Annotated in this window: 13 protein-coding genes; 6 read left to right on the top strand and 7 right to left on the bottom strand. The window is 61.2% G+C overall.

What is annotated here, in order from left to right:
* Positions 1–140 precede the first annotated feature (140 nt).
* From ccmE to RBB32_RS17115, 5 genes are all read right to left on the bottom strand, one after another.
* On the bottom strand, positions 141–611 hold the full coding sequence (ccmE, locus tag RBB32_RS17095; RefSeq protein WP_306154433.1) for a cytochrome c maturation protein CcmE: 471 nt from the start codon (positions 609–611) through the stop codon (positions 141–143).
* 18 nt (positions 612–629) lie between these two features.
* Entirely contained in the window at positions 630–1,658 is a 1,029-nt protein-coding gene (gene argC / locus RBB32_RS17100) for an N-acetyl-gamma-glutamyl-phosphate reductase (protein WP_306154435.1), read from the bottom strand.
* A gap of 116 nt (positions 1,659–1,774) precedes the next feature.
* Positions 1,775–2,587 carry a glutamate racemase gene (locus RBB32_RS17105; RefSeq protein WP_306154437.1) on the bottom strand — a complete coding sequence of 271 codons (813 nt, stop codon included), beginning with the start codon at positions 2,585–2,587 and terminating at the stop codon, positions 1,775–1,777.
* A gap of 30 nt (positions 2,588–2,617) precedes the next feature.
* Positions 2,618–3,481, bottom strand: a complete 864-nt coding sequence (locus RBB32_RS17110) for a lysophospholipid acyltransferase family protein (protein WP_306154439.1) — start codon at positions 3,479–3,481, stop codon at positions 2,618–2,620.
* 79 nt (positions 3,482–3,560) lie between these two features.
* A complete protein-coding gene (locus RBB32_RS17115) occupies positions 3,561–6,983 on the bottom strand; it encodes an indolepyruvate ferredoxin oxidoreductase family protein (protein ID WP_306154441.1) in 3,423 nt (1,140 codons plus the stop codon).
* A gap of 171 nt (positions 6,984–7,154) precedes the next feature.
* Between RBB32_RS17115 and RBB32_RS17120 the strand changes: the two genes are divergently transcribed.
* Complete coding sequence (locus RBB32_RS17120; protein ID WP_306154443.1) at positions 7,155–8,060, top strand: LysR family transcriptional regulator; 906 nt, start codon at positions 7,155–7,157, stop codon at positions 8,058–8,060.
* A 234-nt stretch (positions 8,061–8,294) separates the two neighbouring features.
* Here RBB32_RS17120 and RBB32_RS17125 read toward each other — a convergent pair whose 3' ends face one another.
* Both RBB32_RS17125 and RBB32_RS17130 read right to left on the bottom strand, forming a co-directional pair.
* A complete protein-coding gene (locus RBB32_RS17125) occupies positions 8,295–9,425 on the bottom strand; it encodes a Xaa-Pro peptidase family protein (RefSeq protein ID WP_306154444.1) in 1,131 nt (376 codons plus the stop codon).
* Complete coding sequence (locus RBB32_RS17130; RefSeq protein WP_306154446.1) at positions 9,422–10,453, bottom strand: pyridoxal-phosphate dependent enzyme; 1,032 nt, start codon at positions 10,451–10,453, stop codon at positions 9,422–9,424. Before RBB32_RS17130 ends, RBB32_RS17125 begins: the two co-directional genes overlap by 4 nt.
* A 210-nt stretch (positions 10,454–10,663) precedes the next feature.
* On the opposite strand from RBB32_RS17130, the gene RBB32_RS17135 reads away from it, so the two are divergent.
* From RBB32_RS17135 to grxD, 5 genes are all read left to right on the top strand, one after another.
* Positions 10,664–11,170: a phosphoribosylglycinamide synthetase gene (locus RBB32_RS17135; protein ID WP_306154449.1), complete on the top strand. Its 507-nt coding sequence runs from the start codon at positions 10,664–10,666 to the stop codon at positions 11,168–11,170.
* Between the two features lie 184 nt (positions 11,171–11,354).
* Positions 11,355–13,520, top strand: coding sequence for a phosphoribosylformylglycinamidine synthase subunit PurL (purL, locus tag RBB32_RS17140; RefSeq protein ID WP_306154451.1), 2,166 nt, complete (start codon positions 11,355–11,357; stop codon positions 13,518–13,520).
* 97 nt (positions 13,521–13,617) lie between these two features.
* Positions 13,618–13,860 carry a BolA family transcriptional regulator gene (locus RBB32_RS17145; RefSeq protein ID WP_306154453.1) on the top strand — a complete coding sequence of 81 codons (243 nt, stop codon included), beginning with the start codon at positions 13,618–13,620 and terminating at the stop codon, positions 13,858–13,860.
* Positions 13,861–13,895: 35 nt separating this feature from the next.
* Positions 13,896–14,132 (top strand): hypothetical protein, encoded by a 237-nt coding sequence (locus RBB32_RS17150; RefSeq protein ID WP_306154455.1) that lies wholly within the window; start codon positions 13,896–13,898, stop codon positions 14,130–14,132.
* A 7-nt stretch (positions 14,133–14,139) separates the two neighbouring features.
* Positions 14,140–14,502, top strand: coding sequence for a Grx4 family monothiol glutaredoxin (grxD, locus tag RBB32_RS17155; RefSeq protein ID WP_306154457.1), 363 nt, complete (start codon positions 14,140–14,142; stop codon positions 14,500–14,502).
* The last annotated feature ends 36 nt before the right edge of the window (positions 14,503–14,538 follow it).

The following is a 14,538-nucleotide window of genomic DNA, read 5'->3' on the forward strand; positions in this document are numbered from 1 at the left end:
AACTGGCGCGTGATGATTAAGCTATGCACCAAGACCAGCCCAATCGCCGGGCCGTGGGGGCGGCCCGCCGATGGCGCGGCGGCGCTACGCGCCTTGATTCCGCGCCGTGTGTCGCTCAAACATCTAAAAAGAAAAAGGTCTCAGCTACCACCACCATACCCGTCGGCGTCGTTCTCGGGCTCCTGATAGACACCTTGCTCTTTCAGGCTGTCCACCACTTCCTTGGGCATGTAATCCTCGTCGTGCTTGGCCAGAATCTCGGTGGCCTGAAACACGCCATCGCGATAGCTGCCCATACCGACCATCCCCTGATTTTCTTCAAACAAATCAGGCAGAACACCGGTATAGGCCACGGGCACCGAGGCCCCGCCATCGGTCACGTTGAACCGGATGGTCTCGCCCTCACCGCGCACAAGGCTGCCGCCCTCGACCAAGCCGCCAATCCGGAAAACCTCGCTCGGTTCGGGCGGCTCGGCCATCACCTGACTGGGCGAGCGGAAAAAGTTGATCCCGTCCTTCATGGCATAGCCAATCAGCGCCGTGGAAACCACCAAGGCCAGTGCCGCAAGCGCGATAATCTGAACCCGGCGTTTTTTCTTCAGCGATTTCATGGCCTTGCTCCGATCAGATCACGGGAATACCGGGGCCAGCATCAGACCTTCGGTTTCCTGAATATGTAGCATGAGGTTGGCGTTCTGCAATGCCTGCCCGCTGCTACCTTTTGTCAGGTTATCCAAGGCGGCAACCACGATCGCCCGCCCGTCGATCCGGTCGGCCACCACGCCGATATGGCAAAAATTGCTGCCCCGCACGTGGCGGGTGCTGGGCACCTCGCCCATGGGCAGCACTTCGATAAAGGGCTCTGCATCATAAGCCGCGCTCAACGCCGCATGAATCGCCTCGGCCTCCCCGCTTACATAGCCCGTGGCCAGAATCCCCCGGTTCGCCGGGATCAGATGCGGCGTGAACTGGATTCTCACGTCCCGCTCGGCGATCTTGCTGAACTCCTGGTCAAACTCGCCCAGGTGCCGGTGGGTGCTGCCCACGGCATAGGCGTGATAACCCTCGCTCAACTCCGCGTGCAGCAGATTTTCCTTAAGCGACCGCCCCGCGCCGGACACCCCGCATTTCAGATCAAGGATGATATCCTCCAGCCCGATCACCCCGGCGGCGATCAAGGGCCGCAGGATATATTGCCCCGTGGCCGCGTTACAGCCCGTCCCGGCCACCAAGCGCGCCTCGCGGATCTCGTCGCGATAAAACTCGGTCAGGCCGTAAACCGCCTCTTTCTGCATCTCCACCGCCGAATGCGGGTTGCCATACCATTTTTCGTAATCCTCCGGATCACGCAGCCGGAAATCCGCACTCAGGTCCACGATCTTGAGGTCTTTCGGCAGCGCGCTGATCACCTCTTGGCTGGTCTTGTGCGGCAGCGCGCAAAAGCACAGGTCGATGCCGGAAAAATCAATCTCGTCGATTTTCACCAGATCGGGCAGCGTGAGGTGCCGCAAATGCGGAAACACCTGCGCCATGCTCTGCCCCGCCTTCGAGTTTGCGCCAAGGGCGGCAATTTCCATCCCCGGATGGGTGGCAATCAGCCGGACAAGTTCGGCCCCGGTATACCCGCTGGCGCCCAGAATGGCGATCTGTTTGGTCATGTCTTATCCCTTCCGAATGTCGGGAATTACGTACAAGTTGTACGTTGCTTTGGAAAGAGCGGCCGATTTCCGTACAAAACTCGCGTACAAAACGTACAAACTGTACAAAACGTCGCTCAGGCTTGCTCAAAGGTGATTTCCCGTCGCAAAAACTGCGTCGCGCGTGCCGACACCCGCTTGGGGTCGCCCGTTGTCAGGAACTGTTTCGCCGCCCCCTCGCCCAGCATCTCGGGCCGCCGCGTCAGGTAATCGGCAAGGCTTTCGGCCACCAGATTGGGTTGCGAATAAACCTCTACATCAGGCCCAAGCGCGTCCTGAAAAATGTTTTGCATCAAGGGGTAATGGGTACATCCAAGGATCGCCGCCTGCGGATCGGGCATCTTGCGCTTGAGGGCATCCACATGGCTGCGCACCAGTGCTTCGGCCAAAATCATGTCGCCCTCCTCGATGGCATCCACCACCCCGCCACAGCTTTGCGCCTCCACATCCACACCGATCGCGCGGAACGCCAGTTCCCGCTGAAACGCCCGGCTGCTCACCGTGGCCGGCGTGGCAAATAGGGCAACATGCTTGACCTGCACCTCGCGCGGCGGGGAATTGTCACCCCACTCACGCTCGGTAAGTGCTTCAATCAACGGCACAAAAACGCCCAGCACCCGTTTGTCGCGTGGCACCCAGGATTCCTGCATCCGGCGCAACGCGGCGGCACTGGCGGTATTGCAGGCCAGGATCACCAGGTCACAACCCGCGGCCCAAAGCCGCTCAACCCCGCGGGTTGTCAATTCGTAAACATCATCCGCATCCCGCACCCCGTAAGGCGCATGCGCATTGTCGCCAAGGTAAACGAAGGGCACCTCCGGCAGGCGTTTTTCAACCGCGTCCAGAACGGTCAACCCCCCGAGACCACTATCAAAAATGCCAACTGCCATGATGTCCCCGCCCCGCCCGGCGGGACGCCCTTATTCGAATTCGAACCCGATCGATGCCGGATCAATCGGCCTTGGGGAAAGCTCATACGTCTTACGCCGCAGAAAGGCCATGAGCGATTTCGTATCACCCTTGTAAGCCTCCAGTTCCGCGCGGCCAACCGGCTCGCCCACCGCAATCCCCACCGAGCTATCAACCCGCTTGCCGAACTCCTTGATCAAAAGGCCCATGCGAAGGGTGTAATGCAAATGACTGGCGATCTGGAACAAGCGGCTTGTGTGACCGTCGAAGAAAACAGGCACCACCGTCGCGTTCGACTTCGCAATCATCCGCGCCGTGAACCCACGCCACCCCGGATCCAACGGCTGTGCAAAGGGCTTGGCCGCCGTGCTGACCGTGCCGCCCGGGAAAATTCCGATGGCTCCACCACCGTTCAGGTAGTCCAGCGATGTCTTGCGGGTGCGCAAATTAAGCTGCACGGCCTCTTTGGTTTCATCGAAACTGATGGGCAGGATGATCTTGTTCAGGTCTTCGGCCTTGCGAAACACCTGATGGGCCAGAATGCGGAAGTCCCCCCGCGTCTGGCTCAGGATATGGCCCATCATCAAACCGTCCAGAATGCCGTAAGGATGGTTGGCAATCAGGATCAGCGGCCCTTCCCGCGGGATATTGGCAAGGCTACCGCGCACCACGTCCAGCGAAAGACCGTAGCGCGCGACCATGACCTCCCAGAAATCCCGCCCCTCGGCGACGTCGCGCTCGTATCCCTTGGCGCGTTTGATCAGGCCGATACGCCCCGTAAGATTTTCCATCGTACGGATCATCGCCCGACCGCCCTTTGTCTGGGCCGAGTATGAATAGCTTATGTCGCGCGCGATCTGGCGTTCCTGACGCATGGTCGACTTCCCGTTCGATTCGCCTGTGTCATAGGGGTATGCGACGGTTGTGACCAGTTCGCGTTACGGTTTCATGACATTACTGCGCCGCCTGCGCCACGGGTGTTCCGCCGGCCCGGACAAGTGACAAAAGTTCCTCGCGCCGTTTCGCGGCCTTGGCTTCATTGGCCTGTTTCACGGGGCCGAAACCGCGGATTTGCAAGGGCAACTCCGCCAAGGCGATGATCGCCTCGCGGGTGCCTGCATCCAGCTTGGGCAGCACCTCAGCCATATCGCGTTCGTACTGCTTGATCAGGGCGCGCTCCATCTTGCGCTCAGCGGTATAGCCGAAAGGATCAAATGGCGTGCCACGCAGGCGCTTGAGCTTCGCAAGGCCCCGCATGGGCCGCTCCAACCACGGCCCGAACTCTCGTTTCACGGGCCGCCCGTCGGCCCCCGTCTTGGCCAAAAGCGGCGGCGCAAGGTGGAATGTCATTTTGAAATCACCCGCGAACGTCCCCTTGGCCTTGTCCCGGCTCGACAGCAGCAAGCGGGCCACCTCGTATTCGTCCTTGTAGGCCAAAAGCTTGTGATAGCCTTTCGCAACCGCCTCGCGCAGGTCGCCGTCTTCGATCCCGTCCACAAGTTTGCGATAACGTTTGGCCAAGCCCTTGCCCTGATAGTCCACCAGGTGGTCGGCCCGAAAGGCGATCTTTTCCTCAAGACTCTTGGGTTTTTCCACCACGTTCAGCACCAGCAGCTTTTCGGCCTCGTCCGGCGCATGCGCCGCCCAACGGCCGATTTCGAAGGCGCGCAGGTTGCGTTGTACCGCGGCGCCATTCAACTCGATGGCCTGCTTGATCGCATCATAGCGCACCGGGATAAGCCCCCGCTGCCACGCCGCGCCAAAGATCATCATGTTCGAAAAGATCGAGTCGCCCATGGTCACGCGCGCCAGCTCCGAGGCATCGACCAGTTGCAGCCCGTCCTTCAACCGCGCCTCAAGCGCAAGGCTCAGACGATCGGCAGGCAGGTGAAATTCCGGGTCACGGGTGAAATCGCCGGTCACGATCTCATGGCTGTTCACAACCCCTCCGGTGCGCCCCTCTTTCATCAAGCCGATGGTCTTGGCCCCGGCGCTGACCACCAGATCACCGCCGATCAGCGTGTCGCATTCCCCGGTGGCCACGCGGATCGCGCTGATATCATCGGGCGAATTGGCAATACGGCAATGGATATGCACCGCGCCGCCCTTCTGGGCCAAACCGGCCATTTCCATCATGCCCGCGCCCATCCCGTCGATCTGTGCAGCCTGGGCCAGTACAGCACCGATGGTCACAACACCTGTGCCGCCAACCCCGGTGATCACCACGTTATGGGTGCCGTCGATGCTTGGCAGCTTGGGTTCTGGCATCTCGGGCAGTTCCAGCGATGCGGTTTCCTCCTTGCGCAGTTCCGCGCCCTCAAGGGTCACGAAACTGGGGCAAAACCCTTTCAGACAACTGAAATCCTTGTTGCAGGCCGATTGGTCAATCTCGCGCTTGCGGCCCAGTTCGGTTTCCACCGGGCTGATCGCCACGCAGTTGGATTGCACCCCGCAATCGCCGCAGCCTTCGCAGACATCGGTATTGATAAAGACCCGCTTATCGGGGTCCGGGAAGGTGCCGCGCTTGCGGCGGCGGCGTTTTTCGGCGGCGCAGGTCTGGATGTAAACGATGGCGGAAACACCTTCGATGTCGGCAAAGCGCTTTTGCACCTCCATCAACTCGGCCCGCTCGTGAATATCAACGCCCTTGGGGAAAGCGTTCAAATCCACGTCTTCCTTCTCGTCATACACAACCGAGACATGCTTGACCCCCATGGCGCGAAGCTCCGCCACGATCTGCGGCGCGCTCAGGCCGCCATCATTGGGCTGGCCGCCGGTCATGGCCACGGCATCGTTATACAGGATCTTGTAGGTAATGTTGGTTCCCGCCGCCAAAGCCGCGCGGATGGCCTGCACGCCGGAGTGGTTGTAGGTGCCGTCGCCTAGGTTCTGGAACACATGTTTGCGCTTGGAAAACGGCGCCTCGCCGATCCAGTTGGCCCCCTCGCCACCCATATGGGTAAAGCCGGTGGTCTCACGGTCCATCCACTGCACCATGTAATGGCAGCCGATCCCGGCATAGGCACGCGAGCCTTCGGGCAATTTGGTTGAGCTGTTGTGCGGACAGCCCGCACAGAAATAGGGCAAGCGCGCCGCGATCTCCTCGGCGTTGTCCCCGGCGCGCGCCTCGGCCAGGGCAGACAGCCCCGCCTTGACGGAATCCGTGCCGCGCCCCTCTTCGATCAGGATTTCACCCAGCTTTTCGGCAATCCATATCGGGTCAAGCGCGCCACGTGTCGGGAACAATTCCGGCCCGTGCATGGACCCGGCCCCGCCGCCCTTGTGCCAGCCGTATACGCGGCGGCCCCGGCGATCATCGAAAATCGCCTCCTTGATCTGTACCTCGATCAGCTTGCGCTTTTCTTCCACCACGACGATCAGGTCCAAACCCTCGGCCCAATCGTGGAACCCCTTCATATCCAGCGGGAAAACCTGCCCCACCTTGTAGGTGGTGATACCAAGCCGCTCGGCCTCCTGCGCATCAATCCCCAGAAGGCTCAGCGCATGTTCCAGATCAAGCCAGTTCTTGCCGGCGGCCACGAAACCGATCTTCGCCCCGGGTTTGCCCCAAACCCGTTTGTCCATCTTGTTGGCATGCGAAAACGCCTCGGCGGCGAAGCGCTTGTAATCAATCATCCGCGCCTCTTGCGCGTGGGGCGTGTCGCCCAAGCGGATGTTCAGGCCCCCTTCGGGCATATCGAAATCAGGCGTGACAATTTGCATCCGGTCAATACGCCCGTCGATCACCGCCGTCGCCTCAACCGTGTCCTTCATGGTTTTCAGGCCCACCCAAAGCCCGGAAAACCGGCTGAGTGCGTAACCGTAAATGCCGTAATCAATCACTTCCTGTACGCCCGCGGGGCTAACCACGGGCATATAGGCATCCACCATGGCCCATTCGCTTTGGTGCAATACGGTCGAGGATTCGCCGGTGTGATCATCGCCCATGGCCATGATGACGCCGCCATGCGGCGACGTGCCCGCCATATTGGCATGCCGCATCACATCGCCCGTCCGGTCCACGCCCGGCCCCTTGCCGTACCAAAGGCCAAAAACCCCGTCGTACTTGCCTTCGCCGCGCAATTCGGCCTGCTGAGAGCCCCACAGCGCCGTGGCGGCCAGATCTTCGTTGAGGCCTTCTTCGAAGGTGACATTCGCCTCGGCCAAGGGCTTGGCGGCGCGGTTCATCTGCATATCGACCGCCCCCAAGGGCGAACCGCGATACCCCGTCACATAGCCTGCCGTGGTCACCCCCGCCGCGCGATCGCGCGCCGCCTGCGTCAACATCAGCCGCACAAGCGCCTGCGTCCCATTCAGCAATACCGGCGATTTTTCCAGATCGAAGCGGTCGTTCAGCGTCACGGTCTGCTTGGTCATTCCTGGCCTCCCTTCGGCGTATCCACCTTGTATAAATATAGGGCAATATTAGGTCATAATTAGTGACCTACCAAGCACATTTTCCAAATAAACAGATTCCAAGCCTGTGAATTGGAAACACTTTTCTGGTATTGCAGCTCCAACCCGAATTGAGAGTCGAAAGTTACCATCATGGATTGGGACAAACTCAGAATATTTCACGCCGTCGCCGATGCCGGAAGTCTAACACATGCCGGTGATCAGCTTCATCTTTCGCAATCCGCCGTCTCGCGGCAGGTGCGCGGACTCGAAGAATCACTCAATGCCACGCTTTTTCACCGTCATGCACGGGGCCTGATTCTCACCGAACAGGGTGAACTTCTGTTCGATGCGACCCGCGCCATGATGAAGCGCCTCGATGCCGCCACCGCCCGCATCCGCGACAGCGAAGAAGAGGTATTCGGAGAATTGCGCGTGACCACGACCATTGGGTTCGGCACGCTTTGGCTGGCCCCGCGCCTGCCGCAACTTTATGCACAACACCCCGACCTCAAGATCGACCTGATGTTGGAAGAAAAGGTGCTCGACCTGCCCATGCGCGAGGCCGATGTCGCCATTCGCATGAAAGAGCCAAGCCAAGCCGACTTGATCCGCAAACGCCTGATGAGCGTGCATATGTGCCTTTTTGCCTCGCGGCAATATTTGGAAACGCACGGTATGCCCGAAAATGCCGATGAACTGCACGCCCATCGCCTGATTTGCCAAAACCCGCGTTCGGCTCAGGTGGGTGCGGGCGCTACCCTGGTCAATGAACTGATGACCTACGACGTGCCATCGCTTTTGACGGTGAACAACTATTTCGGTGTCTTGCAGGGCGTGCTGCACAATCTTGGAATCGGCGTTCTCCCCGATTACCTGGCGCGCGACTTCCCCGACCTGGTTCGTGTCATCCCCGACGTTCAATCCAGCGAAGTGCCGGTGTTCCTCGCCTACCCCGAGGAATTGCGCCAGTCCAAACGTATCGCCGCCTTCCGCGATTTTGTCCAGAAAGAGATATTTGCCTACCGAAAAAAGATGAAAGAACAGGCAGTTAGCTAAGCTATTCATCACATGCGGGTTTGGTTATGCATAGGGCGCATAACGGCCATGCTGCACCTGCGGCATCTTGGCCCTTGATCGACTCCCTCAAACTGCCTAATTCGCAGTCATGACGATGACATCACGTCATCATCATACCTCCCTGTTGGACTATGGCCGAGCTTAGTGCTCGGCCTTTTTTTTGGGCAAATGCCGGGTTCTGTTCCCAAGACGCCCGTTTCATGTGCAAATGGCTCAGATAACGATCAGGTCCGCCCCGGCCATTGGCGATAGCGGCTTTGCAGTGCCATCGGTGATTACGATATCCTCTTCATGGACCATGATTTTTCCGGGCCGTAGGTGCACCCCCGGCTCCAGCGTGATCACCATGCCCGGCTCAAGCACGGTTTGATCCTTCGCCGTCAGCGATAACCCCTCGGTCAATTGCATGCCCAACCCGTGGCCCAAACGCCCGGCCCCTTCGCCGCCGTCCACGACATCGGCCATGGCGCGCCAGACATCGCAGGCCCGCGCACCGGGGCGCGCCGCCTCGAACCCGGCCTGGGTTGCCTCGATCAACCGGGTGTGCGCCGCGCGTTGCATATCGCTGGCCGCACCGATGGAGAAATTTCGGTCGTAGTCGCAAAAATACCCGTCCCAAACCGCCCCGGTATCCAGCATCAGAACCTCCCCTGTCTCCAAGGGCGCATCGCTCGCAGGTGAGATCACATCCGCATACCCTTCAGGCCCCGCGCCCCCTGCAAGGTAAGGCACCCAATCTGCCCCCTCCTCCAATAAAAGCCGCTGGAAATCCCGAAAGACACGCGACAGGGCTACGCCCGGCGCGGCAATCTCGCCCACACGGTCAAAGGCCCGCCCGGCAATGGCGCAGGCCTGCGCGATCTTGGCGGTCTCGGCCTGTGATTTCACCGCCCGAAGGCCCGCAACGATCCCGCGGTCATCGGTAAACGCCAGCCCGCTTCGCGCCTTCATCGCCTCCAGGTCGGCCAAGGGCATGCGCAGGGCCATTCCCTGATGGCTGGGCAGGCCCACGGGGCCACCCACCTCGGCCAAGGCCTCGGCCAGAAGGCTGATACCGTCATCGTCAGGGTCCGGTGCGGGCCATGTGCGAATATCATTGATCCACGTCTTGCCCATCAAGGCCGCCCCGATGGCGGGGATCACCGCGATCGGCTCACCGTGTGCCGGCACAATCAGGTACCAGGCGCGGCAGGGGCTTTCCCAAAACCGCGTCAGATAGCCCGAGAAATAGCGCACATCCGGCTCGGTGGTCAGCAAAAGCGCCCCAAGCCCGGCGTTTCCCATGCGTGCCTGCGCGCGGGTAACGCGCGCGCGGAATTCTTCCACCGCAAAGCCGCGTGTCACGCACCTGCCTCTTCGCTCAGGATACACAAAACCCGCGCATCGGCGGGCAGATCCATCAGGTGCAGCGCCGCCACCCCCGCGGCCCCCGATTCACTTGTTGCCAAGCCCCTGGCGGCCAGTTCCGGCAAAACCGCGCTGGCCTCGGCATCCGAGATCAGGGCAAAGGTATCCGCATCCCGCGCCAAGCCCTTGAGGGCAATCAGGGACGGCGCCTTGCAATCCAAACGCCCCATGTTCGACACCGGCCCAACCGTTTCCACCGGCCCGCCCTCGGCGATACTGTGATGCAGGGCCGGTGCGGCGTCGGGTTCCACCACAGCGATTTGCGGCGCAGCGCCCCAAACCTTGCGGAACCACGCGGCACAGGCCCCGGCCAGCCCGCCGACACCTGCCTGCAACAAGATATGCGTCGGCGGCTCGGGCATTTGCCGCGCGGCCTCGGCGGCCATCGCCAGGTACCCTTCCATCAGGCGATGCGGCAGGTCGAAATACCCCTCCCACGAACTATCCGACAACAAGGTCCAGCCTTTCTCCCTTGCCGTCTCGAAGGCCGCTTGCATACTGGCCTCGTACTCGGCCCCGGCGCGCACCACCTCGGCGCCCTTCTCGCGCAGCCGCGCGGCAAAACTCTCGGGAACGGTCTCGGACAAATACACCACGGCCTTGGCCCCGAAAATCCGTGCGCCCGCCGCGACCGAAAGGCCATGATTGCCCGCGCTTGCCGTGATATACGTCCGCCCTTCAAGCGCGCGCGCCAAATCCTCGGCCCCCGTGGCCACGGCCTCATGGGCAATCACGTAAGCCGCGCCAAGGGCTTTGAAACTGCCCAGCCCCATGCGCCCGCGCTCGTCCTTAAGCCACAGTCGCGGGCCGAACCCCTCCACCTCGACCAAGGGTGTTTCACCGGCCGCCGGGCACTGTGCCAACAAAGCCTCGGGCGCCGCTGCGGCCACGCTGGGCCATGGCGCCCCCATCAAGACATCTTCTGGCAGGCCAGTCCCACGATACCGATTGGATAGCTGTTGCATGTTCCCCCCATTTTATTTCGCCGCATCTGATACAAAGCCATGGATCGCGTCAATCCTGCATCTGCGACAGGGGGCTGCTTTCCATGGGCCGTAATTTTTTTCCCGGGCACCTTGGAACACCACACTGCCCCCTGCGTTGACCCTCCAGACGCGCATTCAGTGCGTTAGAGACAATCCGCAGGGAAAAATCCTGCAGAAACGGAGGACTTTATGACCTTTCGCAACTTCGCCATCGTAACGGCCCTGAGCAGTGCAACCGCGCTTGCCGCACATGCGACGGAAAACGACACCACCAACATCTACGATGACGACGGCGACCGTCAGCAAACTCAGGAAACCATGTCCGAAAGCATGGGCGAAGCGACCGTTGATGCCGAGGGCCAAGTCACTGCACCCTTCTCAGGCGACGTATCGAAACCTGAACTGACCGAAGCCGACCGCACCAAGGTTGAAAACATCGTGGCCGCGGCGGATGAAGGCGCGATCGTAACCTCGGTTGACGACCTTGAGATCGGCACGATCTACGCCAACGAAGGCGACTTGGACGCCGAGCATCTGGTCTATGTGAATGTCGCGGAAGATGCCAACCTCATGGCTGATCGTATCGCCTTCCGCACCAGCACCCTCAGCGTCGAGGAAAGCGGCGGCCTTGAATACGCCCTGACGCTTGAGCAACTGCGCGAAGCAGTGGCCGACAAGGTCAGCGACTCGATGTAAGCGTCGGCTCACATGCCACGACTGATACCAGCCTGATCAGCGGCCCGGTCCACCCGACCGGGCCGTTTGGCGCCCGAAAGGCTTTTCGCCACCATCCCGCACCGCCTGCCAATCGCCCCCTTCCCCCGGACCTTCGCATGCCGTAAAGAGGCGCCAATCGGACACCTTGGGGGAATCCATCAAAATGCAGGACCCGGCAATCACGCCCGAACTGATCGAGGCCCATGGCCTCAAGCCCGAAGAATACGACATGATCCTCGAGATCATAGGCCGCGACCCCACCTTCACCGAACTGGGCATTTTCTCGGCCATGTGGAACGAACATTGTTCCTACAAATCCTCCAAGAAATGGCTGCGCACCCTGCCCACCGAAGGCCCGCAGGTTATCTGCGGCCCCGGCGAAAACGCGGGCGTGGTGGATATCGGCGACGGTCAGGCCGTGATCTTCAAGATGGAAAGCCACAACCACCCGTCGTACATCGAACCCTATCAGGGCGCGGCGACCGGCGTGGGCGGTATCCTGCGCGATGTCTTCACAATGGGCGCGCGCCCCATCGCGGCGATGAACTCGCTTTCCTTCGGTGAGCCGGACCACCCCAAAACCCGACAACTTGTGCATGGCGTCGTCGAAGGCGTCGGCGGCTATGGCAACTGCTTCGGCGTGCCCACCGTGGGCGGCGAAGTGCGCTTTGATGCGGCCTATAACGGCAACTGCCTTGTGAACGCCTTTGCCGCAGGCCTCGCGGATGCCGACAAGATTTTCTACTCCGCCGCCTCGGGCGTCGGCATGCCGGTGGTGTACCTCGGGGCCAAGACGGGCCGCGATGGCGTCGGCGGGGCCACCATGGCCTCGGCGGAATTCGATGAAAGCATCGAAGAAAAACGCCCCACCGTGCAGGTTGGCGACCCCTTCACCGAAAAGCGCCTGATGGAAGCCACGCTGGAACTGATGGCCACCGGCGCGGTGATCTCGATTCAGGATATGGGCGCGGCGGGCCTGACCTGTTCCGCCGTCGAAATGGGCGACAAGGGCGGCCTTGGCGTCAAGCTGCAACTCGATCAGGTCCCGCAGCGCGAAGAGAACATGACCGCCTACGAGATGATGCTTTCGGAAAGCCAGGAACGCATGCTCATGGTCCTGCGCCCGGAAAAAGAAGACGAGGCCCGCGCCGTTTTCGAAAAATGGGATCTCGACTTTGCCATTGTCGGCGAAACCATCGCCGAAGACCGCTTCCTGATCATGCACGGCAACGCGGTCAAGGCCGATCTGCCGCTGGCCACCCTTTCGGGCAGCGCGCCGGAATACGACCGCCCTTGGGAAGCCCCCCAGCCCGCCGAGGCGCTTGACTCCGACAGCGTGCCGGGCGTCGATCCCATCGACGGGCTCAAGGCGCTGATCGGCTCGCCCAACTACTGCTCGCGGCAATGGGTCTATGAACAATACGACACCATGGTCATGGCCGACACCGCCCGCGGCCCCGGGATTGGCGCGGGCCTTATCCGCGTGCATGGCACCGACAAGCTGCTAGCCTTCACCTCGGATGTGACGCCCCGCTACGTCAAGGCCAACCCCGTCGAGGGCGGCAAACAGGCCGTGGCCGAGGCCTATCGTAACCTCACCGCCCTTGGCGCGCGCCCCCTTGCAACCACCGACAACATGAACTTCGGCAACCCCGAAAAGCCCGAGATCATGGGCCAGTTCGTCGGTGCCATCAAGGGTATTGGCCAAGCGGTTTCGGCGCTGGATATGCCGATCGTGTCGGGCAATGTCTCGCTTTATAACGAAACCGACGGTCAGGCGATCCTGCCCACCCCCACCATCGGGGCCGTTGGCCTGATCGACCACGCCGACAAGGCCATTGGCGGCGAGGTGCGCGACGGCCATGTCGCCATCCTCATCGGTGAGGCCACCGGCCACCTTGGTCAATCCGCCATCCTGGCCGAGGTCTATAACCGCATCGAAGGCGACGCGCCCGCCGTGGACCTTGAGGCCGAGAAACGCAACGGCGACTTCATCCGCGACAACCACGCGCTGATCAAGGCCTGCACCGACCTGTCGGATGGCGGACTGGCCCTTGCAGCCTTCGAGATGGCCGAGGCCGCGGGCGTGGGCGTGCAACTCGACAGCGACGAGACCCCCACCCTCTTCGGCGAAGATCAGGCGCGGTACCTCGTGGCCTGCAACTTTGACCAGGCCGAGGCGCTGATGATCGCGGCCGGCCGCGCGGGCGTGCCGATCCAGAGCGTTGGCAAGTTCACCGGCGATACGGTGAAGTTCGGCACCTCCGAAGCGCCCCTTTCCGAACTGTCGACCATCTATCGCAATACCTTCGGCGAGACCTTCGCCTGACAGATCACGCGCGCGCCCCACCGGCGCGCGCCATCCCTTGCAACACCCCCTGACCGGGTCTACATTTTTGCATAGGACCAAGAAAAGGAAACGCCGCATGCCCATTCAAGCGCAGGAAATCGAGGATCTGATCCGCACGAGCTTTCCCGACGCCCAGATCACGATCACGGATCTGGCAGGCGACGGAAACCACTACGCCGCCGAAGTGATCGACGCCTCCTTCAAGGGCATGAACCGCGTGCAACAACAACGCGCGGTTTACGCGGCCCTCAAGGGTAAAATGGACGGCCCATCGGGCGACCTTCACGCCTTGGCCCTGACGACAAAGGCCCCCGACTAGTCGGCCCGAAGGCAAAGACCGAGGAGCCACGCAGGATGCAGAATTCCCCATTCGGTGCCGAAGGCCACGCTCTTTTCACCCTGCACCCGGCGATCATGCTTGTGCTTGTGCCATTCGTGATCATGTTCGTCTGGGCCTCGTACAAGGAATACCAACGCTGGCGGCGGTTCGGGCCTTCGAAGAACAAGCGCGGGGCCTATGACATCGACGAGACCGCCCCAAGCTACGAACCGCCCGTCAATGACGACGACACAAACGACGAGACAAAATGAGGTTGCCATGAGTGACGCGAAAACCCAGATCGACGAAACCGTAAAATCCAACGACGTGGTGCTTTACATGAAAGGCACCAAGGATATGCCGCAATGCGGTTTCTCCTCGCGCGTGGCGGGGGTGCTGAATTACATGGGGGTGGAGTTCAAGGATGTGAACGTGCTGGCCGACGAGGCGATCCGGCAAGGCATCAAGGATTACTCCGACTGGCCCACGATCCCGCAACTTTACATCAAGGGCGAATTCGTCGGCGGCTGCGATATCATCACCGAGATGACCCTCTCGGGCGAGTTGGACCAGATGTTCGACCAGAACGGTGTCACCTTTGACAAGGACGCCGCCGAGAAGATCCGCGAAGCCAACGCGTAATCCAGAGGACGCGCCTGCGGCGCGGCAGGTTAAGCG

Source organism: Roseovarius sp. MMSF_3281 (genome assembly GCF_030733685.1).
In the GTDB taxonomy this organism is placed as follows: Bacteria; Pseudomonadota; Alphaproteobacteria; order Rhodobacterales; family Rhodobacteraceae; genus Roseovarius.

Coding starts and splice junctions, on each gene's coding strand:
- RBB32_RS17120 (WP_306154443.1), top strand. CDS start 7,155: ATGGATTGGGACAAACTCAGAATATTTCACGCCGTCGCCGATGCCGGA.
- grxD (WP_306154457.1), top strand. CDS start 14,140: ATGAGTGACGCGAAAACCCAGATCGACGAAACCGTAAAATCCAACGAC.
- RBB32_RS17130 (WP_306154446.1), bottom strand. CDS start 10,453: ATGCAACAGCTATCCAATCGGTATCGTGGGACTGGCCTGCCAGAAGAT.
- RBB32_RS17115 (WP_306154441.1), bottom strand. CDS start 6,983: ATGACCAAGCAGACCGTGACGCTGAACGACCGCTTCGATCTGGAAAAA.
- RBB32_RS17150 (WP_306154455.1), top strand. CDS start 13,896: ATGCAGAATTCCCCATTCGGTGCCGAAGGCCACGCTCTTTTCACCCTG.
- ccmE (WP_306154433.1), bottom strand. CDS start 611: ATGAAATCGCTGAAGAAAAAACGCCGGGTTCAGATTATCGCGCTTGCG.
- RBB32_RS17110 (WP_306154439.1), bottom strand. CDS start 3,481: ATGCGTCAGGAACGCCAGATCGCGCGCGACATAAGCTATTCATACTCG.
- RBB32_RS17145 (WP_306154453.1), top strand. CDS start 13,618: ATGCCCATTCAAGCGCAGGAAATCGAGGATCTGATCCGCACGAGCTTT.
- purL (WP_306154451.1), top strand. CDS start 11,355: ATGCAGGACCCGGCAATCACGCCCGAACTGATCGAGGCCCATGGCCTC.
- RBB32_RS17105 (WP_306154437.1), bottom strand. CDS start 2,587: ATGGCAGTTGGCATTTTTGATAGTGGTCTCGGGGGGTTGACCGTTCTG.
- RBB32_RS17135 (WP_306154449.1), top strand. CDS start 10,664: ATGACCTTTCGCAACTTCGCCATCGTAACGGCCCTGAGCAGTGCAACC.
- argC (WP_306154435.1), bottom strand. CDS start 1,658: ATGACCAAACAGATCGCCATTCTGGGCGCCAGCGGGTATACCGGGGCC.